Raw genomic sequence first — 23,000 nt, forward strand, 5'->3', positions numbered from 1 at the left:
AGCAAACGAGCGAAGCCTGAAAAGAAAGGCGCTCGCGCGACGTTCAGTCCCTCATTTTCTGCGCCAGCAACACGATGTTTTTCCACAGAATCGGCCGGTTGCGGCTCATAGTCGGCTTCGCACACAGGACTTTGCAAAGTTCACTAACTGCGCATTGCGGCCATTGTAACCCACTGAAGCAAATTTCCGCTCTCCGCCCTAGCTACCGCAGTTGATACTTCGCCCCAGCCTTTGCCAGCCGATCCTCAATCGAAACAGGGTGTTCCTGCGTTTGGCGGATTAGGGCATCGACGTGGTTTTCCATAAAATCGGAGAACGCGTCGGCGCTCACGTCGGAGATCGCCGCGCGGGTCACAAAGAGACCTGTCAATTGTGCATCTAGTTCCCGCGTTTTTGCCGTGCGATTGGCTTGGATCACATCACACGGCAGAACGCCTGCGCGGTTCCTCGTAAGATCACTGCTAACCACATCCTCAATCTGCCGCCAGAGTCCCAGAGCGGGCCAACGGGCGCGGTTGCTGTCGGTTGTGGGAATGCAGTAGCGCATGCGTCTAAGGGCGTCTGTGAGCGCGTCTCCGATGATGTCATGCACATCCTGCCAAGAACGCATCTCAAAGCGGTTGCGCAACTGTTTGGAGCCAAGGCGCAGCTCAAAGCGCCAGACTTGGCTTGTTGCTCGGTCTGACAAATCCATTGACGGTCTACCTTGGACGGCAAGAGCCGCGTTCCAGATCGTCAGCCAACCCATTTTGTTGGTTTGCATGACTTCGGTGCGTTTGTCGTAAATCGCAAGCTGGCGGTTGGCGATTGCCCCAGCGCTTAGACCAACCACGCGCGACCCGCTGGCAATTGTCGCGGTTTCTGCAACGCCTGTGTATTCCGTGACTTTGGTGCCGGGTGGCACAACCAAAGCCTCGCGGTCAGGTTCAAACCAAGGGGCAAGCACATCCACCGCGAAATCAGCCCGAGCGACGCGGAGCTGCGTTTCTACGTAGGGAATGCCAAACGCCGCCATACATTCGCGGAAATGCCGCTCAGCGCCCTCTAAGCCGCCTGTGGCAAGCCCAAAGGCGCGGAAGTCCACCGTGATGCCGGGATTGTTGGGGATGCGGTCCTCTAGGTCTTGAAACAGCCAGACCGCGCCAAAGTCACCCGTGTGGGCGGTAAAGCCGCGCGCCCCCTTGTTGGTGACGCTCAAGGTGATGTTGCCAAACTCCAAAAGACATTCGCCCATGGTTTCTTTGGCATACGCCTTGGCTGAGGCCAGTTCTTCGCGAAAGCTGGGTGAAATGTCGGTTGTCAGTGTGAACTTCAACCCATCAAACCCAGAATGCAGGATCACCCCGTCCATTTACGCCGTCCTTCGCTTTCGTATCCGTGGAGGGGGGTGTTACAAGACCCCCCTTTGTTGCGACCCAACTAACCGCTGATCTGTTTTGAGATGTTTAGTAAAGAACCGGGGGCCATTTGGCCTTCTTTGTGCCTCCGGCGGGGCAGCTTTGGTTTTGGGGCCGGGCAAGACCCGGCGCTTCAATCATTTGTTGATTTGGCGGCCAATCCAAATCTCGGCGCGCTCCGCGCATTTGGCGAGATTAAGCAGGTCGGAGTGGTGAAAGCTGGTTGTGTTGCGCCACTCGCCTGTATCACCCTTATAGGCGCGGGTTAAGTCGGTGGAGTAAAAACCATTGTTGTCCCAAATAGTGGCCGTTATCAGGCCAAGTTTGAATTTATGTGCAGGCTGGTTTGGCATGAAAGTGTCTTTCTGTGTGTTGGTGTGGAAGGGATACAGGACCGTTTTGCCTGCATCCCGAGAGCCGTCCGGCCCCAAAATCCCGCGCAGTGCTGCCAGCTCTGGCGCGGGCAAAACTCCAAGTAGTGAATTTAAGCCCAGAAGTTCTGGCTGGTGTTGGCACGGCAGCGCGCCTCACCCCAGGCCAGCAAGTCACGGCGCCGATATCGTACCGAGCGGCCTGATTTGTAAAACTGTGGACCATAACCTGTTACACGCCATTTCTGGATTGTCCGCACACTTTGGCATAGGAAGTCAGCGGCCTGTGTTTCATCGATGAAACCATCGAGATAGTCGCTCGCGGACTGATTAGGGCTTGTTGTCTGTGAGAGTGTTTGTGAATGCATTTATCACTTCCTTTTCGATAAGATGCTCCCAATTATGCTCATTTTTCAGTCTGCTAGAACATTGAAAAACCGTGACAAATCATGCTTTCTAATGACAGGCGACGGTGCATTTTAGGCAACAAGCCACACGATTAAGAGGTTCCTTTATTGAAATCACCGCCAGAATCCGATTCTTCATGAAATTGCATGACATCCGTTGCCATGACTTTTCGGTACTTCTAGTGCCTTGCTAAGCATCTCGGCATTTTCTTCAGCGGCCTTACGCACTGGATCATCTGCAAGATGGGCATACCGCATAGTTGTCTGCAGTTGTGTGTGTCCGAGTAAGCGCCCCACCATCTGAATAGGCATCCCAGAAGAGACAGCATTTGACGCGTAGGTGTGTCGCAAATCGTGAATGCGCACATCTTCCAGCCCCGCATGTTTTCGAATGCGCCGCCATGGTTTTTGCAGATCGGTTGCAAAGCCCTTGGGTGACTTACCTGCAATGACATAGGGGTTGTCTGAAACACGTGGCAACGCACTCAAAATAGCTCGTGCCGCTTGGGGCAGGGGGATCAGGCGTGCGCCAGTCTTGCTGTCCGGTAACTCCATGCCGCGATCCGTGATAAAACTCCACTCTAGCTTTTGGATTTCGCTTAACCGGCAGCCCGTCAAGATTAACAACCGAAACGCCGCAACCACATACCGGGTTTCACTGCAGCCTTGTTCCGCACGTGTCAGGACACTTCCAAGTTTTTGCAGTTCGCTTTGGCTTAAGAAGCGTTCTCGCCTCTGTTCGCGGTATTTTGGGACATGGCGGCAGGGATTGGACCCATCCGGGCGCAGTCCCCAGACTTCGGCCAAATTGAACATCTTCGACAACACGCCCAGTGTGCGGTTGGCTTGATACGGTTTGTGTTTGAACTTGTGATGTAGCTCCGCGATATCTTTGCGCTCCACGTCTACAGTTTTAAAACTGCCAATTGCCGGACCGATAAAGAGGTCGATAGCGCGGCGGTACTCTCCCTGGGTGGATGGCTTGCAACGCTCCTTGGCGTGATCTTCAAAGAACCGTTCGCAGAGAGCCGCGACGGTCGGTGCTCGGCGGTGCTGCGCGATGTCCTCAACCGGGTTCTCGCCTTTGGATACTTCGCCCATAATCTCTTTGGCACGGCTGCGGGCTTGTTCGGCGGTGATGTTGCCATGCCGCCCAAGAGAGGCGCGTCGGGTGCGCCCGCCTTTGCGGTACTGAATCTGGTAGGTCTTAGTGCCGGAGGGCATAATCCGCACCCCAAAGCCTTTGATCTCGCTGTCCCATTCAAAGTAGCTTTTGGCCTTCGTCTCGAAGCTTTCAACAATTCGTTTGGTCAGTTTTGCCATGCCTTGTTCCCTGGTTTTCTGTCGCGCCGTGGAAGCATTGTGGAAGCAGTTGGGCGCAAACTCTGGGGCAACGCGTAGAAGGGTGGCGTAGATTGCGTAAATGAAAAACGCATGGATTCAATAAGATAGAGTAGGTGGTCGTATTGCGGCGTAGCTGGTGGAAGGCGGCATAAGCTCTCTCATAACCTGAAGGTCGTAGGTTCAAATCCTACTCCCGCAACCAGTACTCTCGAACAACAAGCCGCCTCAGGGCGGCTTTGTTCGTTTTGGGGCACGCCCAACGACAAAAGACCCCCAAGATCGCCAAGCAGCGTGATGGCATAGCCGTCCTGAGACTCTAGGTCGCTATTGCGTGTTGCTGACAACACGCTGAGCCGGCAATTTGAGGTTTCGGCACCTGACACGGTTTGGGTGACCGATATCACCTATATAACGACGCACGAAGGGTGGTCATATTTGGCAGTCGTGATCGGTCTGTGCTCAAGACTGGTCAATGGGTGCGATGCAATCTCGGATGACGACTGACTTGGCTTTGCAGGCGTTGTAGAGTGCTGTTTGGGGGCGCAAACCAAAGCAAAGGGTCATGATTCATTCTGACCAAGGTACCCAATTCACTGGCAAAGAGTGGCAATCGTTTCTGAGTAAGCAAAACTAGGATGCCAGCATGAGCCGCCGTGGGTATCGGCATGACAACGCGGTCGCAGAAAGCTTCTTCCAACTATTGAAACGCGGACGGATCGGGCGGCAGACCTACCTCACACGCGACGCAGCAACGCAGGACGTGTTCGACTACATCGAGATGTTTTAAAACCCGAACCGAAAGCACACGAACAACGGCATGCTGTCGCCGGTTGACCATGAAATAGATAAAGGAAAATGAACGAGGCAGGTGTCCAGTAAACTGGGTGCACCTCAAAGGATCCCCGTTCGCTTGAGTAAGATGCCAACTCGGACTTGTCGGGGTCCAAGGTCCAAGGTCCAAGGTCCAAGGTCCAGGATTCTCGAAGCAGATCAGTCCAGTTGGCCTCTTCTGGCCAGGGCGCGTAGCTCTTGAGCTCGCGTTGGGCGATATGGTCCAGACACTTGCGGTGCTTTTGCTCTGTAACTCTGATGATGGCTTTAGTTTCACGCTTGAGTTCAAGCAGCGAACGCCCGGAGGGCGTGATGATTTCGGACATGACGGTCTCACAATTGAGGTCTGGGCTGGGCTCCTGACCCCATAGAATGAGTGGCGCCAAAATAGTCTCAAAAATTGAAAGCTGATGGATAAACCTTGGACCGCCCGGCTGTCGGTCGGGGCGTCAGCGCGCCGCTGATGAACGGGCAACACCCCAAGATGGATATGTCAAAGGATGTTGGGTGAGCTGTAAGAGAGCTATTGGACACAGACCGTCGCGCTTAAACGATCCTTCGTGGGTCAACATACGTTTTGGAACTCAGTTGGATATCTATTCGAACGCCTCGAGCTTGCGAACGATTGCTCCCACCATCTTTTCGAGCGCATGGGCCGCCGCGGTGTGAGTTTCCAGAATGATGGACAGCCCATTGGTAAGCGCCGCCAGAGACGCGGTCTCCGCTTGCATGCCGGTCAGCCAGGCTTCGGCCCTGGTCTCGCATGTTGATGTTTGAAGACTGTCCTGAACGAAATATTTCCTTTGTGTTGCTCGCGAGTTATTTTCGGTTTCGCCAACGACATCCGGTTCGCCAATCACAAACTCGCTCCTTCAGATAGATGAAGCCAATTTGGTTGGGTGAGACATACATGTTTATGGCTCTATGCCATCATGATCGAAAGAAAACCGCAGGATTTGGACAAGTTCATAGTTCGCCTGCCAGACGGCATGCGCGAACGGATCAAGGTGAAAGCCGCGCAGAATAACCGCAACATGAATGCTGAGGTGGTGACCGCGCGAGAGGAGAAATTCCCTGAACCTGAGTTGCAGCACGCTTTCGTGTTCAAAAGAGTTTTGGAAGTTTTGAATTTGCCTCAAGGGGTGCAAAGAGCTCAGCTTGATGAACTCGTAGCTGAGTGTGCAGGTTTTGGAATAGATCTGGCCGTCTGCGACGAAAGACAGATTTCGTTCCACCTGGGTAATTTAACCCAAGGCGAAACATCCTGAACTTTGAGCGGATGAGTGACCCAGCATGGGCACCGGTGGCATGGCGCTGGCATTGAAACTGAAAGCAGTCGCCTGATTTCTACGGCTAGCCCATTAAGAATGGGGAATTACTCTCTCGTTTTCACATTTGGCGATGGACGGTAAGGGTTAGTCCAAATCGGCGAGAATAGATCTTGAGGTTCTGAACGTGAGGGCAACCAGTGTCAGCGTCGGGTTGCCGGTTGCAATGGTCGGAAAGCTTCCACTGCCCAACAAAAAAAGGTTCCTGTGCTCCCAGCACCTTTGGTTGTTGTCTACCACGGAGTTGGTGTCGTCCGTTCCCATTCGGTAAGTGCCAACAATATGTCCGGCGCCATACAAATTGGCTTTGTGATCCTGGCCGTCCAGATTGAACTTGATCGCTGGATATCCGGTGCCATCAATGAACCTCGAATAGTTTTTCCCAACCTTGTCAAAGATAAGATCGGTTGTCTCCTCTGCTGCCGCGATGCCCCTTAGCGTAAGTTCGCTATCCGTGACACGGTAATTCACGAGCGGTCGTGGCAGCCCCAAACCATCTGTGTGCGTGTCAGAAAGGGTGATGCGGTTTTCTTGCATGGGCTCCTGTTCGACCAGATAGCACAGTCGCATCATGCGGGTGTTGAAATGGTTCAACCGTTCGACCAGTTCCGCGCCAAACAGCTGCTCTTTGGCTGGGTTGAGCCGTGAATTGTTGGTGCCGTTGACAAAATCTTTGAGAGATGTCGCAGGATCATCGTCTGCCCACTCCCATCCGACGTTGCCAACGTCCACTCGCCACGCGGATCGACGTGCACGAAATGGTCCGTCGCGTAGGGTTTCAATTCCGGAACCACTGCGCGGTCCCCGATACGGAAACCCCTGCGTGTTGCTTAGTCCCCACCCAAGGTAACATAGATGATCCATCAGGTTTCGGCCTACTTGATCCGACTTGTTGGCAATGCCTTTTCGGTTGTTCGACATTTGCAGAATTTTGACAGTTTCAATGGCATGGGCAGCCAAAACAAAAACCTTGGCAGTGACGCTCTTGGTCTGCTTGGAGATGTGACCGTTGGCCTCCTCATAAACCAGATAATTCAAGGACCTGATGATGCCGTTGGGGCCAGGTTCAAGATCCGTCACCACGGCTTGAGTAACAAGTTCTACGTTACCTGTTGCCATTGCGTCTTGCAGCGTTTCCATGGAATCGTATTTCGCGTGGATCGGGCAAATCGGAACACAACTTGAATTGCCCCGACATGCGGGGCGCCCATTTCTGAACGCGGAGTTACGCCCTTGCGGCGTGCACGTCATTTCAAGGTCATGGCCATCAAACGTAAGGCCTTTCATCTCTTCATTGATGACCTTGTCTGAAACGGACATCGGAATTCTGCCCATCGGGTATTCATATCCTGGTGGAAATTGAACGCCGAGATACTTTTCCATTGCGCGCTGATCTTCGACATTGGCCGACACGCCAATTTCCTTTTCGGCCTGGGCATAATCATCAAAAAGGTCGGTCAATTTCAGCGGCCAATCAACCATGACATTGTAGCGAGATTTCATTTCGAAATCGCTTGCGTCAAATCGTAGAGCCGTGCCCAGCCAATGCCAGGAGGTGCCGCCGACGATGCGCTCATAGGTGGACAGAAACGGGATCTCGGAGGAGTCGGTGTAGGTCAGGTAGCTCTGGCGATTGAAGGAAGGAAGCACCGTCTTCAGATTTCTCATATCCGACAGGCTTGGCCAAGTTAGCGTCATTGCTGTCATGGCACGGGGCGCAGCCTGTCTGGAAGGGTCACGCTCATATGGTGGGTAAGGAGCATTGGGTAGTTTTGCATCTGACGAGAGATAGGCGTTTTGGAAGGTCACCCGATCCGGTGTGTCGTGTGGCCCGGAATCGAGCAACAAGACGCGTTTGCCTGCTGAGCCCAGTATCTTGGCCATAATAGCCCCGGAGAAACCGGCTCCTACGATGACCACATCAAAATCTGGATCAGCCGTCATCACAGAAAATCCGACAGGGCAGCGGGAGGGGTCGTCCAATAACCAAACTGTTGGGTGCTGGCTGCAGGCGGGTGGGCCTGTATAGCGCGCCAAGTCAATCCCTGTTTAAAGAAGTTCGCAGAAGGGATATGAAGTACGGTCGGGTCAGCAGTCGATTTAATTTGCCCAAGATACCAAAATACGATTAGCGCTCTGGCGGCCTCTGCGAGGGTCTTGTCTTGCGTCTCATCAAGGATGTGAGCTGCAGCTTGTTGCGGTGAATTTCCTTCTCCAACGGCCGACTGAAAGCTCTGCATCAATTGGGCCAATGTGTCAGCTCCATACGCGCCTTCAAACACAGCGTAGAAATCGGCTGTCTGTTGCGCGAATATCAGGGTTTCTTCGGTAAATCCCGTTAGGGCGCTGGACAAAGTTAAAAAGGTATCTGGAACGTGAGCGTTCATTTTGTCCTCAATCTTTGGCTGTTACGCGGGAGAGAATAAACGTGAAATCTGTTGGTTTTCCGGAGTTGCTGGCTGTCGCGCCGCTGTGGCATCCGATGCAGCTTGACGAGGATGTTGGCACCTCTCCCTGCAAGAACGTTTCCATTGTGGTGTTCGCGAGATACGGGGGAAACGGCCTACCCTGAGGGTCGGTCGGATCACTCGGCTTCTGCGGATATTGCGTGCCGACCAGTATGTAATTTCCCCACACCGAGTGCGGATTAACAGCTTTCAACGCCCCTTGAAAATGTGCGTTTATCCGCGTGGTTGTACCGTTAATTTGCGCTTCCCTCACCACCTGAACTGGTGTTTGACCGGACTGGGTTGGGTTCCATGGCATTTCGGGCAATTGATTTGCTTTGCATGTGCTGCCGTTGTCCAAACAGCCTGAAGAGTAAAAGGAATAATGCTTGTTGGTGTTGAGGTTTCCTTTATCGGGCGCATTGTCGATATGTTCAAACGTGGACCAAATCCATTGAGGTGCCGAGTTTGTCTTGGTGGCGATGTGAAAACCAACCAAGCCTAACATCTCTGATGCGCAAGTGTTTTCGGCTTGATCGTAAACATAAGAGGTCGCCACATGGAAGCGGCTCGGATCATCCCCTTTTCCCAGAATTTTCCAGGATGCTTTGACCTCCGTCGCCCCCTCGTTTCCGAACGGCGACGCGCCCGCAGGGAAGTTGATTTCTGAGATATCTGAGAGGCCCGCAAGAGTGTAGAGTTTGTTTTGAACAATGTAATTGTACATGATCTCATTGAACAAAATTTCATAGCGAACATAATTGCCGTTTTGATCAATCAGTGGACCCGCATCCGCCTGATTGGTTAGGGAGACCACCGCCCCGGTTTTTGAAGAAACGTGACGGATGGTACGCGAAGGACCGGATTGAGCTTTTGTGTTCCCACATACTGGCGGGACAGCGCGAGGAGCCTGCCAAGTAGGGGGCACTTCACCATCTTCAACCAATATCTGGTAGTCTTCCATCCACGTTTCCCAGACGGTTGAATTGTCACCATTTTGACCAATGATGGAATTGACATCCGGTTGACCATTTTCGCCAACCGGCCAGTTCAGGGCAACAAAGCTCAGCCAAGAGTAAATGTTGTAGTCTTCATAATTGCCAATGGGATTGCCGGCTATCACATCTGCAGGCATGTCTGGAGCAAGCGACACGTCATTGGTTTGTGCCAATCCATCACGTCCAGATAAACCGAGTGTCACTGCCGCGCAAAACCCAATGGTTGCGCCGGATCGGGCCACCCTAGAGATCGACATAGTAGAGCGAGCTCTCTGAAATGACGGGAGGAGACCTGTACGTCATCAATCCAACAGGCGTGTACGTGCCTGACCCGCCAAACATAGTCATGAGGGCCGCAACCATTGGGTGGTCTGCAGAGCCGATCTCAATCGTGAAATCTGGAATTGGGACATCGGCTGACAATACTAGGCATTTGAACTGCCCAAAGATATTTCGCCTCGACGCAACCAGTCTTTGTGACGAAGGATTGGTCGCCTTGTGCGGGATCAGGCTCAGATCGATGATCTCCGATTGATCCCCTGGAACCACGCCGGACATGTGATCCAGATCAGCCACCTTTAGTCCAAAAAGGCTTTTGGCATCGCTTTGCTCAATGGGCGCGGGGATGGTGAAGTCCCAACTTGTGGCGCCGGGATTGTTCAATGCTGGGTTGGTGTAAACGAATGGGTGAGTCATCACCTTGTTCTCACCAAAATTATGCATGCCCCAATAAACCGCAATGCGATCGTCACATGGTACCCAAAGCCGGTAATTGCCAAGCGTTTTCGTGTGGTCGCGTCCGAGGATAAATTCGGAACTTGTCAACCCCTGTGGCACCATGTTCTCGCGTGCGTTTGAATAGGAAACAATATTCAGTTCGCATTCATGGGTAGGTTCAATGCCCAGGCTTGCCGGCGGTGGGTCGTTAAAATGGATTGGCTTGAGAATGTCCGCATAGGCTTGTGGATCATTAACGCCGGAATCGGAACTGTAGGTCATGAAATTGATGTTCACCAATCCCATGGGTTCACCATCGTTGGAGAGATCGGAAAACTCAAATGCCTTTAGGGAAGGGGACTCTGCTGCCAAAATATGGTTGAGAAGTGCAATTGGCACTGCATGATACACCCAAACTGCAGAAAACGACCCATACCAAAATGACGAGTTTTCGGGGTAAGGTATTTTTTGTGTAACACCGGATTTCGTAGTCATGCCATACCTCTTGAGCTAAAAAGGAAGGTGCTCATCAAATATCGGGGCGACTGTGCCTGTGGTCGTTTACTGTGCACCTTTTGGTAATATTAGGTATTCGCTGAAATAGATTAGTTTTTGTCGACGTGGCTCAAGGCCTCCATCGCCTGTTTTACGGTATAGGTTTTTTCACCTCCTTCAATCATTTTTAGCTGGGTGCGCAGTTTCTGCGCGGCAATTGGCTTGGATCCTGTCGAAATCTGCATCTTAAGTTGGCTGGTTAATGCCTTTACTTTTAGAGACTTAGAGTGGAACCGATCAGCGATCTCCAAGGCCTTTTCAAACATTTCATCGGCTAGGTTTGAATTATCAGAAGATTGGGCAAGAAGGATTTCCCCGTTGAGACGCGCAAGATCTGGGGCCCAAAAATTCTCTCCTGACTCCTTCGCAAAAGCCTCTGCCTCTTCAATGGTTTTCAATGCGCCATCGTAGTCACCGCCATCAAATTGCAATTCGGCCTTCAGGTGCAAAAAGTAAGTCAACCCAAGTCGGGATCTTGTTTCCATCCAGTTCTCAATACCGCTGGTGATCTCCTCAATGCCGGCCTGATAATCCCCGGTTTGTTTTGCTTTTGACCATGCAATGATGACTTCAGCCCAGCCGATCCAGAACTGGAACGTGTACTGCCGCGCAATAGAAAAAGTTTCTTCTCCAAACCGTCGAGCCGTTTCCACTTCGCCTGCAAAGCCATAGGTCCAGCTTGCAAAGGCCAAGGCCAAGGCTTGAGAAAATGGGTGTTTTATCTTCTCTGCTTCGGCAATTGCTTCGTTAGAAAGGCGGATGGCGTTTTTTATGTCACCGATCTGCCAAGCGGACATGCTAGCATAAGCAATGGCGGCAACTTTAAAATCAACCACATCGTAGGACAAAGCTTCCGCCCTTTGATTTTCGTCCAGTTTGGCGTCGATAACATGCGACAATTGTTTGAGAGCGTCTTTCGGCTGCCCTTGATAAAATTGAGCTGAAGCGATTGAGCGGTTGGTGGCGGCTAGCATGACATCACTATGCGCCTTGGTCGCCATTTCCGAGAGTTTTGTCGCGAGACCAAGAGTTTCCGTGTAGCGCGCACTTAGCAAATGGAAACGAACCAATCCGTAGATCACCGGAAAGACGCCGGACGTATCTTCCCGCTCATTGGCCAGTTCGAGGGCTCTTTGATACGATTGGCTCACCTTTTCGTGGGCATAGCCCAAAGCCGTCGCCTGAGGCACGGCGAGCCTGACCAAAATGTCAAATTCACACGCGTCACGGGCCTCGCTCTGAGGTGTCTTCTTCAAGTTCTCTAGTGCGTTCTCAAGATGATTTATCGCTTCCAGACTGGCAGAAGAAGCCAGCGCTTGATCGCCAGCGATCAAATGATAGGAGTAGGATTTCTGGTGGTCGCCACCAAGGCCAAAATGATGCCCTAGCAATTCCGGCTCATACCCCCTGGCAGCCGAGAATTTCTTTTCCAGCGCTTGTGCGATCCTGAGATGAATTGCTTGACGATCACTCCGCAAGAGGGAGCGGTAGGCGGCATCCTGGACCAGAGCATGTTTGTACTCGAAGGTCTTGTAAGGTGGTGCGCCGCGTCCATAGATCAATTCTGCATCGAGCAGCTGGTCCAGAACTTGTTCCAGCTGTTGGTCCCGGTGGCGTGAAACAATCGTCAACAATTCGAGGGAAAACCTTCTTCCTATGGTGGCGGCAATTTGAGCGACTTCTTTTGCCGAGGGGAAACGGTCCAAACGTGCCATCAAAGAGTCTTGCAATGAGTTCGGTACTGCCAGCTCTATGTTGTCGCTGATGATTTCGAGTTTTCCGTCAACTTTTGCCAACCATCCCGCGTCCAGAACCATTCTTGTGAGTTCTTCGGCATAAAGCGGAATGCCATCTGCACGATCTATGATTTGCTCTGTCAATTCGCCTGGTAGCTGCAAACCACCAGCCCGCGTCCTGACCATTCGGCGGATATCGGAGTTGCTAAAACGATTGAGCGTCAGAGAAGCAATTCCGGAGTGACTGCGGATGGGCGGCGTGTAATCTGGACGGAATGCGAGAATTAGAAACCACTTCTTGCGCCCAAGGTGCTCCATAAACAGAGTGATCATATCAAGAGTTGTTGGATCGCACCAATGCACATCTTCGAACTGCATCAGCAACGGTTTTTCATTCTCAAGCTCTGAGTAATAGTCCAGCAGGGCTTTAAATGTCCTCTGCTTTAGTTCTTCGGGGGAAACGTCCTGCAGGCTATTAGGATTGTCCGGTTGAATGTTGAACAACAGGGCCAGAATTGGCAGATGCTGCAACTGATTGATCGAAAGTTGGCGTCTGAGCGCCTCGTACTTCTCTTCGTTGCTGGGGAAGGCATTTAGTTTAAATCTGTTTCGCAATTCCCCGACAATCGGTCTGAGCATCGAATGGATGTGAAAAGACGAACTGAAAAACCTCACAAGATGCATATCGGTTTCATCGATGGATGCGTTAAATTCCTCCAGCAACCGTGACTTCCCAACACCGGCCTCGCCGCTGAGCATCATGACCTGACCGTCCGCTTGAAGCGCGTTGTGCCAATGTTGTTGTAACAACATTAGCTCTCCGTCTCGACCGATTAGGGGGGCAGAGCACTCGCCGCTGCCGCGGGATGGTTTGTGTCCTGTTTCGGCCACCTGAACGACCTGAAAACACGTGATTGGTTTTGAAAAACCTTTCAGCATTTTTTGGCCCAAATCGTTCAAAACGAACCGGCTTTTCAAAAGGATTTCCGTGAATTGGGAAATGACGACCTGTCCCGGCTCAGCGGTCTCTTGAAGGCGGGCAGCGAGATTAGGCACCTCTCCGATCACAGACATCTCTTCACCGGCTGCGCCGGCACCGTCGCGGCCAATAACAACGCGGCCTGTGTTGATGCCGATGCGCACATTCACGTTGTCGTCAAAAATCGCAAGCGGGGATTGGGGACCGCTAAACAGGTCGGCGATTTGAAGGCCTGCCCGAACTGCGTTTTCGGTGGCATCTTCATGGGCAACGGGATGGCCAAAAAGCACTATAATTCCGTCGCCCAGATGTTGGTAAACAGTGCCGCTGCACGTTGCAACGATTTTACCACATGCCATTCGATAAGACGCTAGGAGGCTGCGCATGTCTTCGGGATCAAGCTTCTCCGCAAGCCGGGTTGATTCCACAAGGTCGCAAAAAAGGATCGAAATCTGCCGGCGTTCTGCTTCGTGAACAAGCGATATCTCGTTTTGCGTTTCGGCAAAAGACGTGCCCACGGCAGAGCTGTACACATCTGATGCGGCATCCCACTTACCGGTGTCACTAGGTGTTCCCAAGGGTGTCGGCACGGCCACCGCCGCGGGAATGCCGCCAAGTTCGGTACCGCAGTTCGAGCAAAATTTCGCGTTAGGGTGAGGGGATGCACCACAATCAGAGCACGCCCTAATCAGTTTCGTTCCACACTGAGAGCAAAAAACGTCGCTCAGCGCACAGCTAGTCCCACAATTCCCGCATTTCACTGAAATATCCTTTGAGGAGGACCACCTTCAGTCACGCGACCCATAAAACAATTACCAAAGAAGTATATTAATACCCTTTTTTAGCTCTGATCTGGCATTCGGTCCAGAAAAAAGCAAAATCGGGTGGTTCCCAATGGCCCCGAGTTCGGCGATGCAAAGATGACGCCCCGCTCCTCGACAGGGACATTTATCATTGCTCAGTCATCGAAATCTGAAACACACCCTATCGGATCACTCACCCTCAAAAGACCAAGAAACAATACGCCGCAGCGCAAGCATAGCCAGTAAACGAGCTCGCTATGTGAGGGCATTTCGCCTGCTGACTTTGCTTCACCAATGGTGGGCCAGTATTAAAGGCCCATACCGGTGTCCGTCGCCAGGGATTTGGAGATGGGGCAAGCCGCTTTCGAATTGGTTGGCAAGTTTAGGCCGTAGCAAGAGTTGAGCTGGCACTGAAGGCCGGTGATTAAGTGCCCTATCCGGCCTTGGCATTCGACACAGCACAGTAAACGACATGATCTAGTTTACGGTTCGCTGCCTGAACAAGGATCGTGTAGAAGGGGGATTGAAAGTACCGTCACGACATTTTGTATGGTGCCTCAGGTTACCTAGGGCCACACATAACAGAGCATTTTGGGAGCGAAGAATGATAAAAGGTGTTTGGGGAGTGGCTTGTACGGCCATCCTGCTTGCAGGCTGTACGGATTTGGGTGGTGGATCCAATTCGGAAGGCCATCTTACAAATCTCTCCGACAATCTGGTTGCGCTGGCCGCGCCGCATCAAGATCTCAGCACGGTCCGGATCAACCCCGATGACGGGTGTTATGAATATCGTCACGTGGGGCCTGTTGAAACAACCTACTTGCCTCTGCGGGCTCACGCAGGGAACCCGCTGTGCTCTCGGCCTCCGGAATAGGCGTTTCACCCTTTGCGCTTATGCGCGTGATGTGATCGCGTCTTCAGGCGGGTGCAGATGGGCCGTCGATCCGGTTGCAACGTGCTCGTACAGATCGTTGATGTGAGGCATGACCATCCGCACACATCCCGAGCTTGCCCGCCCCCCGATGGACCTAGGCGAAGGCGAGCCGTGAATTCTCAGATATGTGTCGCGGTTCCCGACATATAGATAGAAGGCGCGGGAGCCCAATGGGTTAGATGGCCCGCCGTTCATGCCGTTTTCGTGTTGTTTATACACGCTCGGCTCGCGTTTGATCATTTGGGCTGTTGGCGTCCAGGTTGGCCACTTGGTCTTACGGCGGATGGCATAGGTGCCGGGTTCATAAAGATTGCCTTTGGCAATGGCCACGCCGTACCGCATCGCGGTTCCGTCGCTTTGGATGTGGTATAAATAGCGGGCCACGGCGTCGACATGGATATCCCCAGCTGTCAGGCCATCGTTTGCTTGAACTGTTTGTGGCAGAAATCTGGCGTGCAGATCCCAAGGGTTGGAGGTGGCCGGGTCATAGTTCGCTGGGGTTACTTGGCGATCCCAACTGGTCCATTTCGAGCGATCAGAAACTGGCGCAGCTCCTGCAGGTTTTGCAAGAGGTGCCGAAAACAATGCGGCAGACGTGATCAGGAAGTGTCGGCGGGTCAGCATTACAAATGTCCCTCGGAAGAATTTTGAGTCGAAACTTAGGGCGCTATTTGTTGGCGAAGAAGTCACATTATTGTGTGAAATACCATGCGGTGGCTCTGTAGTGGGTTTCAAAAGCCTGGATCTAGATCTGCTTTTGGTGAGGAGCGGGCCAAGGTTTCCAGCTTCAGGGGCATTTTTTTAGCGGCACCTACCGGATTGAGCTTATCGCATTGTGACGTTTTACGTGCCCGAGTTGTAGGGAATGTGATGAGCAATTTATCTAGCTGACGGAGGCGCAAATGCAGTGGTCTCGGCCATACTTTAAAAAGAGCTGAGGTCGTGCGCTCGTGGATGACTGCCGTGTTTTGATTGGCATTCATCCTTTGATGGGAATAGTCCCTTGGCTTTCGAGAGACAGGCTGCCTAAAATGAGCTGAGAGACCGGAAGTTTTGCGTGGCAAGACCATTCCCAGCTACCATGAAATCCTTGGAGCATTTGTAATGAATGCCCTGCGATATGCCTTCGCGGCGACACTGCTCAGCAATGCTGTCATCCCCACGCAAGCCGTCCAAGACGATCCTGATCTTCTTTTCAGAGGAATACTGTTTGCGGGTCGCCCGTTTGATATCTTTGACGACCTTCTCTCCCGGGCTTTTGGCTGTCTTTCTCATCTTCCGATCCTTGGTGGATACGATGCGCCAGGAACACTCTATTATCAAATTGCCCTATTTGGACCCATCAGCGCTGACGTCAGACACAGCAATTGTGCGCACGAGAGCAAACTGATCTGAGGTGTCGATCCATGACACCAGCCGTTACGAATTTCTTCAAGGTAGGTCAATTCAGGCTCCGCTCATCAAATGCGCGAGATTGGCTCCCTAGGGGGGGATTACCGTTCGAAAGTCGCTCATTGGGTAACCTTTCCCCGTTTTTTGGTCCGCTCCGCGCAAGCGTAGCAAGGTCACGTTTCAATTTTTTGAGCAATCTTCCGCAAGGAATTCGCCAATTTTTCGCGTCTTTCTTGTCGGTCCGCTTCAATTTCGGTACGGCGGTTTTCAAACTTTTCTTTGGAGGTTTCAGCCGCGTTTTCTATTTGTTCGTCAATCGCATCAAGGCGAGCATCGAACTCCTTGTCCATCGTTTCCAAGCGACTTTCTATCTTGCCCCGCTTTTCTGCCATGGTAGATTCCAGCGCGGATATCTTGGTCTGGATCGCCGCTTTTGCCTCATCATTGGTCTGCTGAAATTCTTCTTCAAGCGCGTCCATTTCCCGGTCAAATGCTTCCATCTCGGCTACGACTTGCTCATCAATGGCGTCCACGCGCAGTTTCCGAAAAACAACACCACCAACGTCCTTCATCGTGCTGTCCAAAGGAGCGGTCCACACTTCATCAACCGAAGCCACAACACAGGACTTTCCGGGCAATAATTCGACGGCAATATACTTCCAGTATTGTAGCGTCCACACCCGCAACCCAGAGATCGCGGTAAGCACCAAATAGACCGCCAGTCATGGTGCCCAGTGCCATGCCGCCTGCTGCGACTTGCGCAGCTGCCGCAGTCCCTGCCACAGCCGCGCCGGAGGCCACTGCGGCTGGTCCAGCCAACACACCAACCATCGCACCAAGCAACATACCAAAGGCAGTCCCGATAGGCCCTTCGTCAGCTCCGCTCTTTACTTCGACATTTCCATCGATGTCTTTGGCAATGACTCCCGCTGCATAGACAGCCAACTCACCATTCCTATGCAGATCCCGCATAGCGTCGGCGCCTTTGAAAGCCTCTTCTTCGGTGTCAAATACAATGGCAATGAATTTTTCCATTTCATATTTCCTTCTTAAATTGATGTGGTTGTCCTAGGGAGCGCGCCCATTCTGCATATCTAATTCTACAGTTGGGGTTGCGTTCTCGGTCCCTAAAACGATGCCGCAAAAAATGTGTCAAACCATATGAAAGGGCTTAGCTTTTCCTCCCTCGAACGAATGGACATTTCCGCACATACAGAACGCACGTCAGTGATGTCACAGCCCGACTTTTATGTAGTTCAAAATGGAAGTCATCCGGATCATCACCTTTCGAATGACATGAGTAGACTGTACGCTATTTGTGTATATTGCGAACGTTCCGGCAGCTCCCGGTGGCAATGCGCTTTCAATTTCTGGATCGTCGAGCTTTATCCGAATAAGAAACGGGTCAGAGCTTGTCTGACCGGCGGTCAGAACATTTCCGGAAACAATTGCTTGTCCCTGCGAGGAAATTTCGAACAGCTTCTCAACCGTCCCAGTCGCCAGAACACCGGGATGGGTCTTGAATGCAATTTCTACAGGTTGACCATTCTCAATATGACGCCGGTAGATCTGATGAACCTCTGCCACAAAGGCTTTATCGTTGGTATCAACAAATGCCATGGACGGCGCCAACGGCAGACTGGTCACACGTTGCCCAACGGCGAGCGCCACATTGGTGACAAAACCATCCGACGGCGCGGTCACTTTGGTTTGGCGTAAATTCCATTCAGCTTGTCGCAAATGGGCTTCCGCTTCAGCCACTTTGGCAGCAGTCCCATCCTCGGTTACGGCTGAAAGCTCGGTAAGCGAGCGAGATACAGCCGCTTGCGCTTGATCCACCGCACCGATAGCCGCGTCGAGTTCAGCTTGCCTTTGGTCCAATCGCTGCTCCGATATGGTTCCGCTTTTCACCAGTTCGGCGTCATCATCAAACAAGCGCTTTGCCAAAACCCGACCAGCCTCAGCTTGTGCCAGTTGGGCGTTGGCAGCGTCTAGGTTTGCTTGATCTTGAATGGCCTGAGCTTTTACACGCGCCAAAGAAGCTTTCGCCAAGCCAACCGCAATCTCAAAAGGTTCCGGATCAAGCTCAAAAAGCACGTCGCCTTTCTTCAACGGAGCATTGGGCTGCACGGGAACGCTTACCACCTCGCCATTCACATTGGGCAGCACTTGTACCACTCGCGTCAAAACGCGGATCGGCCCGGACGGCGCGCCCCACTGCATTGGAATGAAAAGGAAAATGAACAGAACGACGACCCACACCACCGTTGAAAGCCAAGTGGCCTTTGTGTTGGGGAGCACCTTAATTTTGATCAGAACAAACAAAACGGCCACATAGGCCAGCGTCAAAAATACAATCATTTGTCTTTAACTTCCCGCCGATGTCGCAAAATCGGAATCATCTGTCTCGTCAGGCTTGTGCGCAAAGGCCCAGATCAGCGCGAGCGGCCAAAACACGCCGCCCAATATCGCCCCCAGCCACCCTGCTACATTGATGGCTTCATCATAAGGGTGCTGTCGTTGTTTCGCGATCTTCCCTGGCAACATCGCCAGGGTCAGAAAGACCGCAATGGCTGTAATCACAAGGACAACGAGTACCACCCATGCAAAAATGTCTAATCCACTCAATGCTTTGCTCCCAGGAATGTAATTACTCAAAGGGTTTTTTGGTGCGCGGTGGTCAAGTGTGCGCACCAAAACACTAGGCTATTTCACGAATTCGTCAAAGTTTTCTACGTGATGGATATTCGGCAACTGGAAAGAGCCATCGTAGAACTCCCGATGGGCACCATAGGCGCGAATATATGGGAACCAGCCACGTCCAGGGAGTGTGCGGACATAGTTACTCTGCCATCCATCCGGGGCTTCATCTGGCCCAAGCATGATCGCAAAAGAGCCATCGCTGTTTTTCTTTGGTTGATGCTGGAGGCTGTCAACAGTTACGTCATCACCGTCCTTAAGGCCACGATTGTCCAGCAATACACGTGTGTCCGGATCATAGATCGTTAAAGACCAGAACATATCGGTCTTTGGCTCTCGATCGAACAGCATCACGTACCGCTCTTCTCCTTTTAGGCGTGCACCATCGGAGTCTTCAAATTTTGCGACATACCCTTGTGCTTTGCCAACGCGCGGAACCGTCATCGACGGAGACGTCAGTTGCGCCTCGTAAGTGTAGCGCGACCGCGGATCAATGATGTCGAAGTTCTGAGTGCTTTGGTCGTACTTAATACCATCGCCCCATTCACCGCCAAGCACATACCGCCAGTCAAACTCCCGCAGCACACCGTTCAGGCGTTCGCTGAAGACAAAGGAGCGGGCCATCAACTCGCCAACTTTTGCGCCGTCTAACAATGCTTTGGTCTGTTTTTCGTTTGGCTCAAAGGGTTTGCCGCGTTCAATTCCAAGTGAACGAAGCCAATACATAAAGAAGCGGTCACGCTCAGCAAGATGCTCGTTGTTGATGGCTGCATGTAGAACCCTCCAGTAGGCCAGGCCACGCGGTTGCATTGTGGGAAGAAACTTGTCTTCTCCGGGATGAACCGTGGTCGATGGTTCAGATCCAAATCGATACATTTGGATTTGGTTCCAAGTTTCCTGAACTTTTTCCACATCCGCACCTGCAACCCGTGCAAGTACGACACCACGGTCAGTATCAACCTCATGAATTTGATAATCATCGCCAAGTTTCGTCATGTCAGGGCGCATATGCTGAGGTGTGTTTGGCCCAACAATCACATGCCTGCCTCCGTTGCCGCTAAACGGACCAAAGATGCCAATGTCGGTTGGAGATTCCTGCCACATGTCGACAATCATGCCGACCACCACACCTGGGGGGACATCCAAAATCGTTGCAGCGCCACTCGTATTGAACAAACCCAAAGCGTAATTGGTCGTCTCGTTGGCGGTCAGGTACCCGCGCCGCTCGTTAAAGGATTCAATCCGAACGAAATCACCATAATCAAAGTCAAAATTGTTAAAATAGTTCTGTGTCATCCTTTCCTGAGCGACAATTGGTAATCCCCACAGATAAAGTTGCGCGGCACGCTGGTGGTCGATCAATTCGTAAATGCGATCAGCGGTCTCAGCTGTTGGAAAACTGTGGTCTACATTGAAATCTCCGAAATAGGTTTCAACGGTACCGGTTACAGGCATCCCCGCTTCGAATTCTTCTTCGCTCTGAATGTCCGTAAGGCGAAGTTCTTCGGCGCTTGTGGCTGTCATCAACAGTCCTACCCCAACCGATATGATGTTAAATAAATTACGGTTTTTCATTAACACTCTCCCGAAAAATCCCAATAAAGGATTGGCAAAATTCCCCGCCCGAAGGAATGCTTTCGCGCGGGGATAATCAATCGTCACTTGCCCAAATCTAGGGTGACTTCGACCTTTTCATTTTCACCAGGGAAGTCGAAAGGCACGTGATAGCTTTCACTCACTGGCTCACCCGCATCCGATCCAACGTCGAAGGTTTCATCCAGCGAGATACGATAGCCCAATGTTCGATCCACGCGGCCTTCGGCGACCATTTGGTCATCAACAAAAAGCTTGCCAGTGCCGCCTTTGCCGGCACCACCACCATCGTATTCGAACTCATACCGAACGACGTGTTTGCCAGGCGTCAGAACTGCGCCTTGGATATTGTAACGTTCAAGGTTGGCGACGTTGTAGGTATAGATCGGTTTGCCATCGAGCACATACAGTGCCCAACCACCAAAGCGCCCCCCCTGTGTCACTAGCATACCATCATTGTTGCCCTCACCAATTTCAACGTCCACCGTTATAGAGTGCGACTTGTTTTTGAAATCGGGTGCGGTACCTTCGGGAATACGGGTCATGTTGTCGTAGTAGGTGAACGTATCTCGTCCGAGTGTCAAACTCGGACGCAAAGCCACGTCAAGACGGGGTTTCCTTGCGCTGTCGATCGGAAACGCGTCGTATTTACGAGCCTCACCATAGAACAAAAGCTGCAGTTCGTTCAGCTTCTCTGGATGGGTTGCGGCCAGATCGTTCGCCTGCGAGAAATCTTCGGCGACATTGTACAATTCCCAATTCCAGTCGTTGATGACATCGCTGGGTCTGTTCAAACTAGCCCAAGGCACGTCGAACGGTGTGGTTGCGGCAACCCAGCCATCGCTATAGATGGCGCGGTTGCCAAACATCTCGAAGTATTGCGTACGACGGGTTGACGGTGCGTCAGCATCGTTGAACGCATACATCATGCTTGTTCCCTGAATCTGTGACTGGGGAACACCATTGATCGATTGCGGTGCAGGAAGGCTGGTTGCCTCCAGAATGGTCGGCATGATGTCGATCACGTGATGGAACTGTGTGCGTACCTCACCCTTGGCTTTAATTTTTTCAGGCCAAGAAATGATCATGCTGTTACGCGTTCCGCCAAAGTGGCTGGCGATCTGCTTTGTCCACTGGAACGGTGTGTCCATCGCATGGGCCCATCCAACTGGAAAATGTCCAAAGGTGTTCGGGCCACCCAACTCGTCCATACGGTTATAGGTGTCTTCAAACGGTACCTCGATGGCGTTGAACATGGTCATTTCGTTCAACAGTCCATCAGGGCTACCTTCGGCACTCGCGCCGTTGTCACCCATCAGGTAGATCACCAGCGTGTTGTCCATCTCACCCGTTTCTTCAACGGCATCGAGGATCCGGTTGATCTGATGATCCATATGCGCCAGCGAGGCTGCATAGACTTCCATCATGCGGGCATAGAGTTCTTTCTGCTGTTCATTCAAAGAGTCCCAAGCACGAATATCTGCAGGACGCGGCGTCAGTTTGGTACCCGGCGGAATGATACCTTTTTCCAGCATGTTGGCGTGGGTTTGTTCGCGGATCACGTCCCAGCCCATATCGAACTGTCCCTTGAACCTGTCGATCCATTCCTTGGGCGCGTGATGCGGCGCATGGGAGGTGCCCGGCGCATAGTAGACGAAGAACGGTTTGTCAGGGGCTAGCGCGTTTTGTTCGCGGATGTAGTTGATGGCGCGATCAGCCATATCCTCGTCAAGGTGATAATCTTCCGTATTTGGCGGTTCGATCGGTTTAGTGCCGTCAAAGATCGCCGGTGTGAATTGACTGGTATCTCCGCCAATGAAACCAAAGAACTGTTCAAAGCCAAGACCAGTGGGCCACAAATCAAAGGGGCCGGCCTGGCTCGATTGCCAATCCGGAACATTGTGGTTTTTGCCGTACCATGCTGTATTGAAACCGTTACCCTTCAGAATTTCGGCAATGCTGCCGTTTTCCTTGGGCATCAGAGAATTGTAGCCAGGGAACCCGGTGCCAAGCTCCATGATCACGCCGGTGGCGTTGGAATGATGGTTTCGACCGGTAATCAACGCGGATCGCGTGGGCGAACACAGCGCGGTGGTGTGCATTTGCGTAAACAACAAGCCTTCTTCAGCAAGTCGTTCATAGGCTTCAGTTGGTACCGGGGCGCCAAATGGGATCGTAGCACCAAATCTCACGTCATCCGGCATGATCAACAATATATTTGGAGCGCCGTCTGGCGCAGTGACCTGGTTTGGGAAATCCAATTCAGATTCCGATGTGCGCAGCCCTTGGTGACCTTTGAATTTGGTCATTGGAACCGGCAAAACTGAGCGGTCCCAGCCCGCCTCAGATTGCGCTTGAACCGTTGCCGGGATCAGCTGTGTCAAAATCAGACCCAAGACAGCAAAACATTGCCAATGTCTCATAAAACTCTCCTTGAAAAATCAATAACAGGAGTGAGGCGGTACACC

19 protein-coding genes and 3 pseudogenes are annotated in these 23,000 nt (G+C 52.1%); 3 read left to right on the forward strand and 19 right to left on the reverse strand.

What is annotated here, in order from left to right; translation table 11 throughout:
- Positions 1–202 precede the first annotated feature (202 nt).
- The 4 genes from QOL67_RS19605 to QOL67_RS19620 all read right to left on the reverse strand — a co-directional run bounded on the left by QOL67_RS19605 (position 203) and on the right by QOL67_RS19620 (position 3,498).
- Positions 203–1,351 carry a hypothetical protein gene (locus QOL67_RS19605; RefSeq protein ID WP_283427687.1) on the reverse strand — a complete coding sequence of 383 codons (1,149 nt, stop codon included), beginning with the start codon at positions 1,349–1,351 and terminating at the stop codon, positions 203–205.
- Positions 1,352–1,534: 183 nt separating this feature from the next.
- On the reverse strand, positions 1,535–1,864 hold the full coding sequence (locus QOL67_RS19610; protein ID WP_283427688.1) for a hypothetical protein: 330 nt from the start codon (positions 1,862–1,864) through the stop codon (positions 1,535–1,537).
- A gap of 17 nt (positions 1,865–1,881) precedes the next feature.
- Entirely contained in the window at positions 1,882–2,136 is a 255-nt protein-coding gene (locus tag QOL67_RS19615) for a helix-turn-helix transcriptional regulator (RefSeq protein ID WP_283427689.1), read from the reverse strand.
- 174 nt (positions 2,137–2,310) lie between these two features.
- Complete coding sequence (locus QOL67_RS19620; RefSeq protein WP_283427690.1) at positions 2,311–3,498, reverse strand: site-specific integrase; 1,188 nt, start codon at positions 3,496–3,498, stop codon at positions 2,311–2,313.
- 354 nt (positions 3,499–3,852) lie between these two features.
- Between QOL67_RS19620 and QOL67_RS19625 the strand changes: the two are divergent.
- A pseudogene (locus QOL67_RS19625) lies at positions 3,853–4,303 on the forward strand (IS3 family transposase); the annotation flags it as partial.
- Positions 4,304–4,946: 643 nt separating this feature from the next.
- Here the strand turns inward: QOL67_RS19625 and QOL67_RS19630 are convergent.
- On the reverse strand, positions 4,947–5,210 hold the full coding sequence (locus tag QOL67_RS19630; RefSeq protein ID WP_283427691.1) for a hypothetical protein: 264 nt from the start codon (positions 5,208–5,210) through the stop codon (positions 4,947–4,949).
- A 72-nt stretch (positions 5,211–5,282) separates the two neighbouring features.
- Between QOL67_RS19630 and QOL67_RS19635 the strand changes: the two genes are divergently transcribed.
- Positions 5,283–5,618 (forward strand): Arc family DNA-binding protein, encoded by a 336-nt coding sequence (locus QOL67_RS19635; RefSeq protein WP_283427692.1) that lies wholly within the window; start codon positions 5,283–5,285, stop codon positions 5,616–5,618.
- A 147-nt stretch (positions 5,619–5,765) separates the two neighbouring features.
- On the opposite strand, the gene QOL67_RS19640 is transcribed toward QOL67_RS19635, so the two are convergent.
- From QOL67_RS19640 to QOL67_RS22110, 6 genes and pseudogenes are all read right to left on the reverse strand, one after another.
- Positions 5,766–7,622, reverse strand: a complete 1,857-nt coding sequence (locus QOL67_RS19640; protein ID WP_283427693.1) for a GMC family oxidoreductase — start codon at positions 7,620–7,622, stop codon at positions 5,766–5,768.
- The gene (locus tag QOL67_RS19645; protein ID WP_283427694.1) at positions 7,622–8,065 is read right to left on the reverse strand and encodes a hypothetical protein; all 444 of its coding nucleotides are present in this window, start codon (positions 8,063–8,065) and stop codon (positions 7,622–7,624) included. Before QOL67_RS19645 ends, QOL67_RS19640 begins: the two co-directional genes overlap by 1 nt.
- A gap of 7 nt (positions 8,066–8,072) precedes the next feature.
- On the reverse strand, positions 8,073–9,296 hold the full coding sequence (locus tag QOL67_RS19650; protein ID WP_283427695.1) for a hypothetical protein: 1,224 nt from the start codon (positions 9,294–9,296) through the stop codon (positions 8,073–8,075).
- A 70-nt stretch (positions 9,297–9,366) separates the two neighbouring features.
- Positions 9,367–10,335: a hypothetical protein gene (locus QOL67_RS19655; RefSeq protein ID WP_283427696.1), complete on the reverse strand. Its 969-nt coding sequence runs from the start codon at positions 10,333–10,335 to the stop codon at positions 9,367–9,369.
- Between the two features lie 110 nt (positions 10,336–10,445).
- Entirely contained in the window at positions 10,446–13,700 is a 3,255-nt protein-coding gene (locus tag QOL67_RS19660; protein ID WP_283427697.1) for an ATP-binding protein, read from the reverse strand.
- A gap of 45 nt (positions 13,701–13,745) precedes the next feature.
- Positions 13,746–13,871 (reverse strand): annotated as a pseudogene (locus tag QOL67_RS22110) (double zinc ribbon domain-containing protein); the annotation flags it as partial.
- Between the two features lie 646 nt (positions 13,872–14,517).
- Here QOL67_RS22110 and QOL67_RS19665 point away from each other — a divergent pair.
- A complete protein-coding gene (locus QOL67_RS19665) occupies positions 14,518–14,787 on the forward strand; it encodes a hypothetical protein (protein ID WP_283427698.1) in 270 nt (89 codons plus the stop codon).
- Positions 14,788–14,805: 18 nt separating this feature from the next.
- Here the strand turns inward: QOL67_RS19665 and QOL67_RS19670 are convergent, their stop codons facing one another.
- From QOL67_RS19670 to QOL67_RS19705, 8 genes and pseudogenes are all read right to left on the reverse strand, one after another.
- Positions 14,806–15,471: a L,D-transpeptidase gene (locus QOL67_RS19670; RefSeq protein ID WP_283427699.1), complete on the reverse strand. Its 666-nt coding sequence runs from the start codon at positions 15,469–15,471 to the stop codon at positions 14,806–14,808.
- A gap of 447 nt (positions 15,472–15,918) precedes the next feature.
- Positions 15,919–16,122 (reverse strand): annotated as a pseudogene (locus QOL67_RS19675) (transposase); the annotation flags it as partial.
- Between the two features lie 290 nt (positions 16,123–16,412).
- A complete protein-coding gene (locus tag QOL67_RS19680; protein ID WP_283427700.1) occupies positions 16,413–16,811 on the reverse strand; it encodes a hypothetical protein in 399 nt (132 codons plus the stop codon).
- A gap of 31 nt (positions 16,812–16,842) precedes the next feature.
- Positions 16,843–17,274, reverse strand: a complete 432-nt coding sequence (locus tag QOL67_RS19685) for a hypothetical protein (protein WP_283427701.1) — start codon at positions 17,272–17,274, stop codon at positions 16,843–16,845.
- A 198-nt stretch (positions 17,275–17,472) separates the two neighbouring features.
- Complete coding sequence (locus QOL67_RS19690) at positions 17,473–18,600, reverse strand: HlyD family secretion protein (RefSeq protein WP_283427702.1); 1,128 nt, start codon at positions 18,598–18,600, stop codon at positions 17,473–17,475.
- A gap of 6 nt (positions 18,601–18,606) precedes the next feature.
- The gene (locus QOL67_RS19695; protein ID WP_283427703.1) at positions 18,607–18,867 is read right to left on the reverse strand and encodes a DUF3302 domain-containing protein; all 261 of its coding nucleotides are present in this window, start codon (positions 18,865–18,867) and stop codon (positions 18,607–18,609) included.
- A 78-nt stretch (positions 18,868–18,945) separates the two neighbouring features.
- Positions 18,946–20,514, reverse strand: a complete 1,569-nt coding sequence (locus QOL67_RS19700; RefSeq protein WP_283427704.1) for a DUF1214 domain-containing protein — start codon at positions 20,512–20,514, stop codon at positions 18,946–18,948.
- An 83-nt stretch (positions 20,515–20,597) separates the two neighbouring features.
- Entirely contained in the window at positions 20,598–22,955 is a 2,358-nt protein-coding gene (locus QOL67_RS19705) for an arylsulfatase (protein ID WP_283427705.1), read from the reverse strand.
- Between the last annotated feature and the right edge of the window lie 45 nt (positions 22,956–23,000).

The sequence above is a fragment of the Shimia sagamensis genome (assembly GCF_900182745.1).
Lineage (GTDB): Bacteria > Pseudomonadota > Alphaproteobacteria > Rhodobacterales > Rhodobacteraceae > Shimia > Shimia sagamensis.

Bases quoted from the DNA above. Each gene is read 5' to 3' on its own strand.
- QOL67_RS19605 (WP_283427687.1), bottom strand. From the start codon at position 1,351: ATGGACGGGGTGATCCTGCATTCTGGGTTTGATGGGTTGAAGTTCACA.
- QOL67_RS19615 (WP_283427689.1), bottom strand. From the start codon at position 2,136: ATGCATTCACAAACACTCTCACAGACAACAAGCCCTAATCAGTCCGCG.
- QOL67_RS19620 (WP_283427690.1), bottom strand. From the start codon at position 3,498: ATGGCAAAACTGACCAAACGAATTGTTGAAAGCTTCGAGACGAAGGCC.
- QOL67_RS19635 (WP_283427692.1), top strand. From the start codon at position 5,283: ATGATCGAAAGAAAACCGCAGGATTTGGACAAGTTCATAGTTCGCCTG.
- QOL67_RS19640 (WP_283427693.1), bottom strand. From the start codon at position 7,622: ATGACGGCTGATCCAGATTTTGATGTGGTCATCGTAGGAGCCGGTTTC.
- QOL67_RS19645 (WP_283427694.1), bottom strand. From the start codon at position 8,065: ATGAACGCTCACGTTCCAGATACCTTTTTAACTTTGTCCAGCGCCCTA.
- QOL67_RS19655 (WP_283427696.1), bottom strand. From the start codon at position 10,335: ATGACTACGAAATCCGGTGTTACACAAAAAATACCTTACCCCGAAAAC.
- QOL67_RS19665 (WP_283427698.1), top strand. From the start codon at position 14,518: ATGATAAAAGGTGTTTGGGGAGTGGCTTGTACGGCCATCCTGCTTGCA.
- QOL67_RS19670 (WP_283427699.1), bottom strand. From the start codon at position 15,471: ATGCTGACCCGCCGACACTTCCTGATCACGTCTGCCGCATTGTTTTCG.
- QOL67_RS19680 (WP_283427700.1), bottom strand. From the start codon at position 16,811: ATGAAGGACGTTGGTGGTGTTGTTTTTCGGAAACTGCGCGTGGACGCC.
- QOL67_RS19685 (WP_283427701.1), bottom strand. From the start codon at position 17,274: ATGGAAAAATTCATTGCCATTGTATTTGACACCGAAGAAGAGGCTTTC.
- QOL67_RS19690 (WP_283427702.1), bottom strand. From the start codon at position 18,600: ATGATTGTATTTTTGACGCTGGCCTATGTGGCCGTTTTGTTTGTTCTG.
- QOL67_RS19700 (WP_283427704.1), bottom strand. From the start codon at position 20,514: ATGAAAAACCGTAATTTATTTAACATCATATCGGTTGGGGTAGGACTG.
- QOL67_RS19705 (WP_283427705.1), bottom strand. From the start codon at position 22,955: ATGAGACATTGGCAATGTTTTGCTGTCTTGGGTCTGATTTTGACACAG.